The sequence below is a fragment of the Pantoea latae genome, from assembly GCF_002077695.1.
GTDB classification, from domain to species: domain Bacteria; phylum Pseudomonadota; class Gammaproteobacteria; order Enterobacterales; family Enterobacteriaceae; genus Pantoea; species Pantoea latae.
Genome location: NZ_MWUE01000027.1, coordinates 78,339 through 90,773, shown reverse-complemented (window position 1 = coordinate 90,773; position 12,435 = coordinate 78,339). Strand labels below are relative to the sequence as shown.

Genomic DNA, 12,435 nt, shown 5'->3' with positions numbered 1-12,435 from the left:
CAGAATGGAATACACCATGTCATTCATCACGGTTTTTGTGGATAGCGTCTTACTGGATGGAGAGGGATAAATGTCTCAGGATACACACTTTGAAATTACGGCCGGTTCGGGCCAGCAGCTCGGCGCCAACTACGATGGCGAAGGGGTCAACTTCGCCCTTTTTTCCGCCCACGCTGAAGGGGTCGAGCTGTGCCTGTTTGATGAGAGCGGCCAGCACGAGATCGCGCGCCTGGCGCTGCCGGAGTTTACGCATGAGGTGTGGCACGGCTACGTGCCGGGCCTGAAGCCGGGCGCGCTCTACGGCTATCGCGTTCACGGCCCGTACGATCCCGAGAACGGGCACCGTTTTAACCCCAACAAGCTGCTGATCGATCCCTACGCGCGCGAGCTGGCGGGCGATATCGAGTGGAACGAGGCGCACTTTGCCTACGATCTGCTGCATGAGGATAAGGATCTGACCTTCGACACGCGCGACAGCGCGCCGTTTATGCCCAAGTGTCGGGTCATCGATCCTAACGAATTCGACTGGCAGGACGACAACCGTCCCACTATCGCCTGGCCGAACGCGGTGATTTACGAGACGCACGTCAAGGGCTTCACCCAGCTCAATCCGGCGCTGCCGGAGGTGCTGCGCGGCACCTACGAGGGCATGGGACATCAGGCCACGGTCGACTATATCAAAAGCCTGGGCATCACCTCGGTAGAGCTGCTGCCGGTGCACTGGTTCCCGGACGATCAGCATCTGCTGGATAAAGGGCTGAAAAATTTCTGGGGCTACAACTCTATCGGCTTTTTCTCTCCCGCGCCGCGCTACTACGGGCCGCGCGGCATTCAGGGCTTCCGCGACATGGTGCGCGCCTTCCACGACGCTGGCGTCGAGGTGATCCTCGATGTGGTCTATAACCACACGGCGGAGGGCAACGAGCTGGGGCCGACGCTCTCGTTCAAGGGGATCGATAACTTCTCCTATTACCGCACCCTGCCCGATCAGCACCGCTACTACATCAACGACACCGGCACCGGCAACACCGTGAACACCTCCCATCCGCGCGTGCTGCAGATGGTGATGGACTCGCTGCGCTACTGGGCGGAATCGATGCATATCGACGGCTTTCGCTTCGACCTCGGCACCATTCTCGGCCGCGAGCCGGAAGGATTCGATCAGCGCGGCGGCTTTTTTGACGCCATGATGCAGGATCCGGTGCTGTCAAAGCTGAAGCTGATCGGCGAGCCCTGGGATATCGGCCCCGGCGGCTATCAGGTCGGCGGCTTCCCGCCGGGCTGGGCGGAGTGGAACGACAAATACCGCGATACGGTGCGCGAATACTGGAAGGGCGATAACGTCTCTACCGATTTCGCCGCGCGCCTGCTCGGCTCCGGCGATCTCTACGATCAGCGCGGCCGTCGTCCCTGGGCGAGCGTCAACTTTATTACCGCCCATGACGGCTTTACGCTGAACGATCTGGTCTCCTACAACGAGAAGCACAACGAGGAGAACGGCGAGGATAACAACGACGGCCATAACGACAACCGCTCCTACAACTACGGCGCGGAAGGCGCGACCGAAGATGAAGGCATTAACGCGGTGCGCGAACGCCAGAAGCGCAACTTCCTCGCTACGCTCTTCTTCTCCCACGGCACGCCGATGCTGCTGGCGGGCGACGAGTTCGGACGCAGTCAGCTGGGCAACAACAACGGCTACTGTCAGGACAGTGAGATCTCCTGGGTGCACTGGGATAACCTGCCCGCCAGCGCCGAGGCACTGCGCGAGTTTACCCGCCACGTTATTCGCCTGCGCGCCGAGCAGCCGCTGCTGCGCCGCGAAAACTGGCGCGACGGCATGGAGATCAAGTGGTTTAACGCCGGCGGCGGTTTTCAGCAGGAAGAACAGTGGGAAGAAGGCTCGACGCTCGGCGTCTATATCGGCCGACCGGACCTGCAAACCGAGGAAGGCATCTGGCACGACGTGCTGATGCTGATTAACCCATTTGAAGGCACGGTGCCGTTCCGCATTCCGCAGTTCGGCGAAGGCGGCTGGGTGCTGGAGCTGACCACCTCCGATAACGATAACCGTGGGCTGGTGATCACCAAAGAGAAGGATTTCGAGCTGGAAGGCCGCAGCCTCGCGCTGTTCCGTCGCCCGTAATTTTCTCACCTGCGCACGCAGCGTCCCGCTAACGGACGCTGCGTTTTTTTATGCTATTCGTCATGAAAAACTGCGTTTATTTTTGTGATGAACATCACAGATTAGCACTATGCGCTAAATTGTACAGCTATTATAAAAGTTGTACATATTAACGTTATTTTTCGTTAGCCGGCAGGCAATTAGGCTGCGCTTTCCCGCGCTGCGTTATTTGCGCCCTGAAAATCGCTAAATATTCATCTCAAATGTCACATTGCAAAATCGCCATTCTCCACACATAGTTAATTCGCGTTGAAACTCTTTTTCGTTATTATTATTTTTATACAGAGAGGAATTAATATGACTCAGCGTCGTGGTGGAGCAGGTAATTTTGCCGAAAATCCTGACAGAGCGCGTGAAGCGGGGAAAAAAGGCGGCCAGATGAGCAGCGGTAATTTTAAATATAATCGCGAACGCGCCGTCGAGGCAGGACGCGTTGGCGGCAAGCTCAGCCGCCGTTCAGCCGCCGATAAAAGCGCAGGTTAACGCGCAAACAGCGCCGGGAAATCGTTTCCCGGCCTTTTATTTACCCGCGAAGCAAGCCAGCTATTTTTTTATATTTCGCCATTTCTTTCTTCCTTCTGCTAAATATCCCTTGCCGGTGAAAAATTTAGCCACGCCCGGTGTGATACGCCCTATTACCGGCTGGTTCTTTTTCGGCGTATAAATAACGGCGGCTGTTGCCTTCCGGCTGCGCCGCCAGCACGCGCCGCAGCACCTCAACATAATCCATCACCAGCCCAGGCGTCCATGTCATTCCCTCTGCCCGGCTGCGGATCAGGCTCAGCAGCCAGAAGTCGGGATCGAGCAGCGCCGCGTAGCCGCGTAAGCCGCGCAGCCCCAGCAGGCCCTCGGTGGCGACGTCGAGCGCCTGCATCACGCTGGTCGAGCAGTTACGCGACGTCAGATTGTAGCGGCAATCCTGGCCGTGGCTCGCCCAGTAGTTGGCCAGCGCCTGCTGGTTGTAGTGCGTCAGCGTGAGACGCTTATCCGGCAGGCACCAGGCTTTGATCTCCTGCTCCAGCGAGCGCTGGTGAAAGCCGGCCACGTCGTTCTCTTCGCGCGCATGCAGCATCTGTAAAAAGCCGCCCAGACTACAGCTCATATCCTCTACCGGATAAAAGCTGACGTAGAGCGCATCGCCCATCGCCAGCGAAGTGTGGCCGGTGGAGACCTTCCCCCGATGATCGATAGCGGCGACCCAGCGGTCAAACCAGGGGCGGCGTCCGGCGACGCTGCCCGACCCCAGCGGCGTCCAGATATAGATGGTCAGCGGCACGCTGGCGGGCGCCTGCGCGCAGGCAACGTGGCGATAGTTGAAGCCGTGTGCTTTGCGCACCCCTTTGCGGGTAAACAGCGGCAGCGCCGCGACGCTGGTCTCCGCCGGCAGGGCACGAATTTGCCTGCTCATCTGCAGCAGCGAGCAGGCCCAGCCCAGCAGCACCAGAGCGAAGCCTAGTGGGATCAGCACGCGGTGCGAAAGCGGCCAGTTGGCGACGATCGCCAGGCTGAACAGCCACTCGCCACCGCCAATCGCCAGCTTGCTGTGCCAGCGGCGACAGCGCATCAGCCCACAGGAGATAAGGCGAAAGCCGCCGTCGAAGAAAAAGGCCAGCGCGAACAGCCAGGCGACGCAGTCGCCCTTCTCATGCGGCGCGGCGAGCAAGGCCGCGCCCAGCAGTAGCAGCGCCAGCGCGTTAATCCGCGCCGGCCAGCCGCGGTCAAAGCCGGCGCGCGCGCGCCACGCCTGCAGCAGCCCTTCGGCGGTTAAAAACAGCCCCAGCAGCAGCAGCGGCACCGACAGCGTGCCGTGGTAGAGGCTCTCCAGCACGATGCCCAGGCTGGCGCCGAGGCAGATCAGGCCGGCCAGCAGCAGTGCGGGCCAGCTGGCGCGCAGCGCCGGTCCGCCCATAAGTAAAAACAGCAGTCGCAGCAAAGGGGTAGGCTCCCGTCAAAATCCTGAACGTCCGGCTGGCCTTGAAGCATGCGTTGCGGCACGGGGATTCCTTCTCCCCTGGGCACCATCCTACCGTTTGCGCAGCGTACGGGATAAAGATTAGTTTTCGCTTAATTTCGCCGCGGCGCGCCTGCCGCTCAACGCGGCCCGTGCGGCAAAAAAAAAAAGCCTGAGGCGCGTCGCCGCCTCAGGCCAGAGGGTAACCGCTGCCGCTTAGTTGCCGCGGTAGGTGGAGTAGCCGTAAGGGCTGAGCAGCAGCGGGATGTGATAGTGCTGGCTGCTGTTGTCGAGGGTGAAGATCACCGGGATCTCCGGGAAAAAGGTCTTCTGCTTAACGCTGTCATAATAGTCGCCGGTTTTGAACACCACTTTATAGGTGCCCTGCTGCGCCGGCTTGCCCGCCGGATAGAGCGCGCTGATGCGACCATTGGCGTCGGTGACGCCGGTGGCGAGCTTAACCCAGTTGCCGTTGAGGTTTTGATCCAGCTCGACCGAGACGCCAGGCGTCGGGATGCCGGTTTGCAGGTTCAGCACGTGAACGCTGATGGGATTTTTCGCCGCAGTGGTTTCTGCGGCCGAGGCGGAACAGGCGACAGCGATCAGCGCGGCAGCACCAGAAATTAACAGAGATTTCATAAGTCATCCTTTTTTATGTTGACGCCTCCAGATTAATCCCGCAGCGGCGCAGCGTATAATTTTGCGTGACGTATCTGAAATTTCTGAGAAAGCCGATAATGCGGCGTGATTGCCCTCTTTTCTTTGTGTAATAAAAATGACTATTTAGCCTGCTTATTTATTTTGCCTTTTCCCGTTCGCGCTTCGCTTTTTTTTACGGCAACGACCACCGCGCAAAAGTTTATTTTTTCCCGTTGAGCGCCGAGTGTGGTAATTTGGAAACAAACACTCTATTAAGTTGAGCAATGACGACACCCCGGACCTCGGCCGCGCCCGTCAGAGAGCGTGGCAGACCCAGAGCCTTCGATACCGATAAAGCGCTGGATAACGCCATGATCGTTTTCCGGCAGAAAGGGTTTCACGCCTCGTCGGTAGCCGATCTCAGCGAAGCGATGAATCTGACCGCCGGCAGCATCTACAAGGCGTTTAAAGACAAACGCACCCTGTTTCTGCGCGTGTTTGAGCGTTATATCTCGGTGCGCAACGCCGACCTGCGCGCGCGTTTGCAGCCGCACGCCACCGGCAGAGCGCGCATCGCCGAGCTGCTGCAGTTTTACCTCGACTCCGCGCGTGAAATCGAAGGACGACGCGGCTGTCTGGTGGTGGGCAGCACCGTTGAGCTGCAAAGCCTCGACGACGAGCTTTCCGAGCTGGTGCGTCAGGCGGTGCTGCGCAACCGCCATTTCCTGATGTCGCTGATTCGGGAAGGCCAGCAGGATGGTTCGATCTCCGCCGCGCTGGATGTTGACACCGCGGCGGGCCTGCTGCTGTGTGTGGCTTTCGGCATGCGCGTCGTCGGTAAAGTTCAGGATGTGACTAACGGCGCGGAAACGATTAATATGGTGCTCGGCATTCTGGATTAATTTATCTGCCGTATTAGGAAATAATTATTTCCTAAATATAATCCGCACAGGTCGCGCTGTTAAGCAGGCCGGTGCTTTTCCCGCTTAAACCGTAACAGAGATAAATGCATTCAAATATATTCTGGTTGTTACCGCCTTTCAGGAGGCAGAGTGAACCCCAATGAAACGGCCGATCGCGACGAAATCTATGCGTTACTGGGCCGCGTCGTAGCCCAGCTCCTGCAGCCTGGGGAAGTCCTTCCTTTACAGGAAATTATTGGCGCGCTCTATCGCGCCGGCGCGCGTGCCGAAGATCCTGCTATCCAGGACGCCTGCGATCGCGCCATTCGCCTGCTGGCCAGCAAATTAAATTAGCGAACATTCTGTACAAGTTTATAAAAATTGTATAAGTTTAGGCCTGACTTAACTGACCATGTTTTAATCACACGGATATGTAAGGGTTGTGTATGCATCAGACCGGAAACAGGCCAACCGCAGCCAACGACATCGCTCACTACTTCAGCAAGGCCGAACTGCCGTGTGAGCAGGAGACGTTAGGTCAAATCGCAGTCGAGATCCTGCGCGCGGGTAAACCGCTCAACCGCAAAGCGATCTGCGCCAAACTGCTTGCCCGACTGGCGACAGCCACCAGCCCGGAAGAGGAGCAGCATTATCAAAAGTTAATCGGCTTGTTATTTGGACGTTAACTTTAATTTTCGGGCTGACCATTGCGTTCAGCCCCTCCCCGCAGCATCATCCCCAGTGGAGTGTGTCAGGCACAGCATTTTGACGGACATTCGCCGCAGGCGATCCAGCGCAGATGGCTTGCTTTTAGGCACTCTGGCCAGTTAACGGGCAACCACTGTAATAAGAGATGCGGGTATGCACAGAAGTAAAATTGAAAGACTGACAGACTACGTGATTGGCGAAGCCGTCGCCGCCCTGCTGGAGCAGAACGCCGCCATCTCTGGCGCTTCGCTGGCGGCCCGCCTGAAAACCATGGCGGTGATGGAAACCGACAGCGACCGTAAGCAGGCGCTGACGCTGGCGCTGGCGGAGATACGCGAAGAGTTCCCTTCCGCGCGCGGCGTGGCGGACGCGCCGCCGCGCAGCCTGAGCGCACAGGCTTCGGCAGGCGCGAAAAAGCACTGATGCCGCGCGCAGGCCGGTCGCCTACTTGACGACAGGCAGGTCCGCAAAGCGCGTCGTATAGCTGGGCGACAGCATCTCTCGCTTCATCGCCCAGCTTTTCTCAATGCCCTGCCCGGCAAACCAGAGCGTTCCCCTGCCCGCCTGATTAATCCGATCCACCACCTGCATCAGCGCCTCGCTGTTAGCGCGCGGCCCGTGAGCGTCAAACAGGTGCAGCTGCGCCACGCCCTGGCTAAAAAAATCGCCCAGCATCACGCCAGCTTTCATATAGCGATAGCCCTCCAGCCAGATGCGGTCCAGCGCCTCGGTAGCGATGCGCACGATATCGCGGGTATCGTTTGACGGCGTCATCAGCAGCCCCGTCGCCTGATTGCCGTAGTAGGGCTCGTTTTCCGCATGCGGGCTGGTTTTCAGGAACACCGCGATCTGTCGGCAGTACTGCTTCTCCTGGCGCAGCTTCTCCGCCGCCCGCTCAGCGTACTGACAAACCGCCTGCCGCACCTCGGCGTAATCGGTCAGCCGCGTGCCGAACGAGCGCGAGCAGACAATCTGCTGTTTGGTCGGCGTCATCTCCTCCAGCTCCAGGCAGGCTTCGCCGCGCAGCTCGCGCACCGTGCGCTCCAGCACCACGTTGAAATGTTTGCGTATCACCCAGGTAGAGCTGTCAGCCAGCTGCAGCGCCTGCTCAATCCCCATCTGCTTCAGCTTCTTGCCGATGCGTCCGCCGACGCCCCACACCTCCTCTACCGGCGTCAGCGCCATCAGCTTGCGCTGCCGCTCCGGGTGAGAAAGATCGACTACCCCCTTTGTGCCGGGATATTTTTTCGCGGCGTAGTTGGCCAGCTTCGCCAGCGTCTTGGTCGGCGCGATGCCGACGCCGACCTGCAGATGCGTCTCCTGCGCCACGCGCGCCTGCACCGCGCGACCAAACGCCTCCAGCGGCTGACAGAAGCTGACGCCGCTCAGGTTAAGGAAGGCTTCGTCGATGCTGTAGATTTCGACCGCCGGCGCCATCTCCTCCAGCGTGGTCATGACCCGCAGACTCATATCGGCATACAGCGCGTAGTTAGAGCTGAACACCTGCACCCTGTGCCTGCGCAGCGCCTCTTTCAGCTTAAAAAAAGGCGCGCCCATAGTGATGCCGAGCGCCTTCGCCTCCGCGCTGCGGGCAATGACGCAGCCGTCGTTGTTGGACAGCACCACCACCGGCACCCCTTTCAGATCGGGACGAAAGACGGTTTCGCAGCTGGCGTAAAAGCTGTTGACGTCCACCAGCGCGAACATATCAGTGCGTCGATTTAATGACGTAGGTCACCACGCCGAACACCTGCAGGCCGTCGGGCGTATTAATCGGGATCGGGCTGTGTTTGCTGTTGGCGGGCATCAGTAAAATAGAGGGATGAATACGCAGCTGCTTAATGGTGAATTCGCCGTCGATGGCGGCGACGATAATATCGCCATGTTTCGCCGTTAAAGAGGAGTCGACGACGATCATATCCCCTTCGCAGATACCGGCGTCGATCATGGAGTCGCCGCTGACCCGGAGAAAGTAAGTGGCGCTGGGATGCTGCACCATCAGGTCATTAAGGTCGATGCGCTTTTCGATGTAATCCTGCGCAGGCGAGGGAAAACCACAGGGAACGCGTTCAATATAAAGCGGCAGCGGCAGCAGGTCGCGCACCTCTGCAGGGCGATATAACTTCATGAGAAAGACTCCTTTTATCCTGTACTGTATATAAATACAGTAATATCAAACTCATGATTTAAGCAAGGCGCAGCGCAGGTAAAAATGTTGAAACCACTGACGCCGAAGGAATTATTTTTTGTAAGCGTGCGCGGCCTGAGAGGGATTTGCACAAAATATCGACTTAATTCAAACTGATATGGCGTGAATATCACCAGCGCGCCTGGCAAAACTCACGGCGGGTTCGCCCCCACTTTTTTACGCGCGTTGATGACGTGACAGCCTGTTCCTGCTGCTCTCTGACCGTGACGCTGCGCCGCGGCGTTTCCCTTATTTGCCGCCGCGCGCTCCCTCTCTGATGGCTGACTTTTTGCGCGCCCGAATCTCAGACTTTTTTACTTTTACGCGCTTTTTTAACGACACTATTAACCACTCAAATTATTCAGCGAAATAAACGCTCATGGCTTCCAGCGCTTAATTGTTAGATACCTAACAATTAGATGCTAAGGCATTTATTTATTTTAAACCACTGGCGGCCCTTTTTAACTATGTTATGATTAAACCGAATTCTGAGCCCAAGCCTCCACCAGAGATATTGCTCCACGAGTCCGTTTTATTTCCAGTATGACTCTCCCCTGCTTTGCGGGGGCGTTTTTTTACTGGCACCTCTCTCATTTTTCCTGTTTTTTTCGCCCGCCGCGTTGGTGAGTCAATAAATCGCGCCATTTTATTTACAGAGCATTCTTAGTAATCGTTTTCAGAAACGAAAAAAACAATAAAATTCAACCGCTCCCTTTTCTGAGGCTGCGAATAGTTTTCCTGCTGAACGGGATCTGCCCGCCGTCAAACGGGCAGCGACGCGGAGAGTTGGCTATATTTAAGCGGCTCGGTAATGAAATCCACATGACTTACTGAGCGGCTGTTACTCCAACCCCTTGCCCCCGTTTGGGGGCTTTTTTTTGCATAGCCTCCGCCTTGCCGCATCTGCGGCAACGAAAAAAGGCATCCCGAAGGATGCCTTAATAAGATGCTGCCTGGCTTTACGCCTCTGCCTGCTTATCTGCTCGGCAGAGCGCAAGAATATTAGCGCGCCAGCATACCGGTAATCACCATGGCGGATTTGCAAAAAATGCATTTGGCGCCGTAGGGATTACTTTTGCACTGGTCGAACGCAGAAACACGATATTGTGAACTCTGGCAGGACGGGCAGCGAAAGCGTCTGGCTGAAAGGGTAATATTAAAGCCCTACAACGTTAACTGCTGACGGTCCTTTAGGACCCTGCTCAACAGAAAATTCAACGCGCTGGCCTTCGTCAAGCGAGCGATAATCAGTGCCCTGAATAGCAGAAAAGTGGACAAAAACGTCCTTGCTGCCGTTTTCAGGAGAAATAAAACCAAAACCTTTTTCTGAGTTAAACCACTTAACGGTTCCGAGGATTTTGTTCGACATAATAATTGACCTTTTTAATGCGCCTTACGGCAAAAGAGGCTGAATTGCAGAAACGAATCAGAACGTGAGGAAGACTCAAAAAGAAGGCCATGGAGCGGCACTAACTGAGATGAGAAATACAATATGAACTAACCTTCAAACTGTCTGCTAATCAGACCGACAGGCTATTAACGCACGTCCAGATAACATTAGCAAGCTAAAAATTAGTCAACTCTGCACGCGCCGTTGAGCCTTGCCACACTCGCCTGCGGCAGGCGACTGGACGCTGTAGCAGCGCCCAGTTAACCGCCCCTGGCGCAGGCGCTACTCCTGCTGCACCAGGGCTGCCCTCATCGCCTGCTCGCTGCTGAGACGCTTGCGCGTGACGTTATTGAGCTTCGTCAGCCAGAGGGAAAACTGATCGACCAGCCTCTGCGCTTCGGCTTCATTTTCGGCGTAGCAGAGAAAAATCCTGCTTTTGGTATTGCTATGCTCGTCTAAGGCATAGATTTCAAAATCCGCACCATACTTGCTGTATATAATGGCGGTAAAAGAGATTTTCTCCCAGGACTCAATTTTGTTTTGAAACTGCTTATAATTCACTTTATTCACCTGATAATAATTAATGCATGCGCCCGATAGCCGTTTGGGCCAGCGGATTATAGTGCAAGTGCGTTAATCATCGGTGTTCAAAAAAGTTATTTCGCGCTTCAGTTTTTACGCAGAGCAGGCAACGTTGTTTTAAATCAAATAAACTGGCCTTTTTCAGGGAAACCGACAATAAGGCAGCGGGTTCTCTTGCGCTAACGCCATCTGTGGTTTACGCCCTGTCACGCCGCCAGGCACCTGCAATGCCGCCGCCTGGCGAGGCTTTCTCGTTACAGCGATTCGGTGGCGTGAAAACACGGCGGCACTAATCTGTCGCCGATAATTTCAAACGCCATCATTTTGAAATAGGTGGTGGTGACAGGAATAGCGCTTTGCGGGCGGTACCAGCCAAACTGCGCCAGATAATACCAGACCTGCAGCGGCTCGCTGCCCGACTTAACCCAGTAGAAACCTTCTTGCATAAGTAACTCAATCAGCTAACGCTGTTTAGAAGACACTCATGCATGTCCAGTAGTGAGCGGTCTTTGTAATTAAAGCCGCAAAGGGTTTTCCTGCGTTCATGACAACGTACCCCAGAAAGTAAAGCGTAGCATTATTTACCGCGGCGCACCGATAAATATGGCGAGAATATTTTTTTATGCTGCCCTGCCGCTTATTCTGATTTTAAAAGATGGATAAATAACGCCGCGCAATGCATCGGTTTCGTTTTATTTTCCGCCAGCCTGCTGCGAGCACAAGGCTGGCGGCAGAACGGTCATTCCCCTTTGCTCTGCAGCAGGAAGCGGTAAATAAGCCCGCCGAGGCAGCCGCCCGCCACAGGCGCCAGCCAGAACACCCAAAGCTGCTGCAGCGCCCAGCCACCCTGAAAAAGCGCCGCCGCCGTGCTACGCGCCGGATTAACCGAGGTGTTGGTCACCGGGATGCTGATCAGATGAATAAGCGTTAGCGCCAGACCGATGGCGAGGGGCGCAAAGCCCGCCGGCGCTTTTTTATCTGTCGCGCCGTGGATTACCAGCAGGAAGAAGGCGGTCAGCAGCAGCTCAATCAGTAGCGCTGACAGCAGCGAATAGCCGCCCGGCGAATGCGCGCCAAAGCCATTGGCGGCGAACCCGCTGGCAGCCGCGTCGAAACCGGGTTTGCCGCTGGCGATCAGCAGGAGCGCCGCGCCCGCCGCGATGCCGCCCAGCACCTGCGCGAGGATATAGGGCACCACCGCGCTGGCCGTCACGCGACCGCCTGCCCATAGCCCCAGCGTCACCGCCGGATTAAAATGACCGCCGGAAATATGCCCGACCGCATACGCCATGGTGAGTACCGTCAGGCCAAACGCCAGTGCGACCCCGGCGAAGCCAATACCCAGTTGCGGATACGCAGCGGCCAGCAGCGCGCTGCCGCAGCCGCCAAAAACCAGCCAGAACGTGCCGAAAAATTCAGCCGCTATTTTTTTCAACATTTGCTCTTTCCTTTCATTAATAATGCGACGCTGTCGCGACGGCGTCATATTAAAAGAGCAAAAAAAAACCCTGCATCAACAGGGTTAATTTTAAATACCAATAAGATAAAAATTACATTTTGATGAGGTTGCGTGAGCCGGGTCGCCTGACAACACTCAGGCACTATTTTACGGCGTAATAAGGTGATATTTATGACTTATATCAATTACCACGAGTACGCTTCACCCTTTTCAAATTCAAACAGGAATGCACGTTGTTTATATGTTACTTATGATATTGCACTGTAAAAAATAATAGCGCGTGTGCGTCAAAAAAAATTAAAAAGCGCAGGCGGAACAGAAAATATCTTTAGCCGCAAAAAAATTTCCGGCCTGTTTTAACGGAGTTGAGGTGATGCGCGATAAAATACAAGCGGACCCCGCAGTCGCGCGCAAAAAAAACGCCGACCGCC

Annotated in this window: 15 protein-coding genes; 6 read left to right on the top strand and 9 right to left on the bottom strand. The window is 56.0% G+C overall.

Features of this window, described 5'->3' with window-relative positions; translation table 11 throughout:
• The first annotated feature begins 70 nt into the window (after positions 1-70).
• On the top strand, positions 71-2,146 hold the full coding sequence (glgX, locus tag B2J69_RS18390) for a glycogen debranching protein GlgX (RefSeq protein WP_081141078.1): 2,076 nt from the start codon (positions 71-73) through the stop codon (positions 2,144-2,146).
• Positions 2,147-2,482: 336 nt separating this feature from the next.
• On the top strand, positions 2,483-2,668 hold the full coding sequence (locus tag B2J69_RS18385; RefSeq protein WP_081141077.1) for a con-10 family general stress protein: 186 nt from the start codon (positions 2,483-2,485) through the stop codon (positions 2,666-2,668).
• A gap of 124 nt (positions 2,669-2,792) precedes the next feature.
• On the opposite strand, the gene B2J69_RS18380 is transcribed toward B2J69_RS18385, so the two are convergent.
• Entirely contained in the window at positions 2,793-4,118 is a 1,326-nt protein-coding gene (locus B2J69_RS18380) for a DUF4105 domain-containing protein (RefSeq protein WP_081141076.1), read from the bottom strand.
• Positions 4,119-4,352: 234 nt separating this feature from the next.
• Positions 4,353-4,775 (bottom strand): hydroxyisourate hydrolase, encoded by a 423-nt coding sequence (gene uraH / locus B2J69_RS18375; RefSeq protein WP_081141075.1) that lies wholly within the window; start codon positions 4,773-4,775, stop codon positions 4,353-4,355.
• A gap of 284 nt (positions 4,776-5,059) precedes the next feature.
• Here uraH and B2J69_RS18370 point away from each other — a divergent pair, with 284 nt between their 5' ends.
• From B2J69_RS18370 to B2J69_RS18355, 4 genes are all read left to right on the top strand, one after another.
• A complete protein-coding gene (locus B2J69_RS18370) occupies positions 5,060-5,677 on the top strand; it encodes a TetR/AcrR family transcriptional regulator (protein WP_081141074.1) in 618 nt (205 codons plus the stop codon).
• Positions 5,678-5,827: 150 nt separating this feature from the next.
• A complete protein-coding gene (locus B2J69_RS18365; RefSeq protein WP_081141073.1) occupies positions 5,828-6,031 on the top strand; it encodes a hypothetical protein in 204 nt (67 codons plus the stop codon).
• Between the two features lie 92 nt (positions 6,032-6,123).
• A complete protein-coding gene (gene ycgZ, locus B2J69_RS18360) occupies positions 6,124-6,363 on the top strand; it encodes a regulatory protein YcgZ (protein ID WP_081141072.1) in 240 nt (79 codons plus the stop codon).
• 175 nt (positions 6,364-6,538) lie between these two features.
• Positions 6,539-6,808 (top strand): hypothetical protein, encoded by a 270-nt coding sequence (locus B2J69_RS18355; RefSeq protein WP_081141071.1) that lies wholly within the window; start codon positions 6,539-6,541, stop codon positions 6,806-6,808.
• A gap of 21 nt (positions 6,809-6,829) precedes the next feature.
• Here B2J69_RS18355 and umuC read toward each other — a convergent pair whose 3' ends face one another.
• From umuC to aqpZ, 7 genes are all read right to left on the bottom strand, one after another.
• Complete coding sequence (gene umuC / locus B2J69_RS18350) at positions 6,830-8,092, bottom strand: translesion error-prone DNA polymerase V subunit UmuC (RefSeq protein WP_081141070.1); 1,263 nt, start codon at positions 8,090-8,092, stop codon at positions 6,830-6,832.
• Position 8,093: 1 nt separating this feature from the next.
• On the bottom strand, positions 8,094-8,513 hold the full coding sequence (gene umuD / locus B2J69_RS18345; protein WP_081141069.1) for a translesion error-prone DNA polymerase V autoproteolytic subunit: 420 nt from the start codon (positions 8,511-8,513) through the stop codon (positions 8,094-8,096).
• Positions 8,514-9,575: 1,062 nt separating this feature from the next.
• Entirely contained in the window at positions 9,576-9,728 is a 153-nt protein-coding gene (ymcF, locus tag B2J69_RS24385; protein WP_143806316.1) for a cold shock small protein YmcF, read from the bottom strand.
• A 1-nt stretch (position 9,729) separates the two neighbouring features.
• A complete protein-coding gene (cspE, locus tag B2J69_RS18335; protein ID WP_033747854.1) occupies positions 9,730-9,942 on the bottom strand; it encodes a transcription antiterminator/RNA stability regulator CspE in 213 nt (70 codons plus the stop codon).
• Between the two features lie 303 nt (positions 9,943-10,245).
• The gene (locus tag B2J69_RS18330) at positions 10,246-10,524 is read right to left on the bottom strand and encodes a hypothetical protein (RefSeq protein WP_081141067.1); all 279 of its coding nucleotides are present in this window, start codon (positions 10,522-10,524) and stop codon (positions 10,246-10,248) included.
• Between the two features lie 275 nt (positions 10,525-10,799).
• Entirely contained in the window at positions 10,800-10,991 is a 192-nt protein-coding gene (locus B2J69_RS18325; protein ID WP_081141066.1) for a hypothetical protein, read from the bottom strand.
• A 293-nt stretch (positions 10,992-11,284) separates the two neighbouring features.
• On the bottom strand, positions 11,285-11,983 hold the full coding sequence (gene aqpZ / locus B2J69_RS18320) for an aquaporin Z (RefSeq protein WP_081141065.1): 699 nt from the start codon (positions 11,981-11,983) through the stop codon (positions 11,285-11,287).
• Positions 11,984-12,435 lie beyond the last annotated feature (452 nt).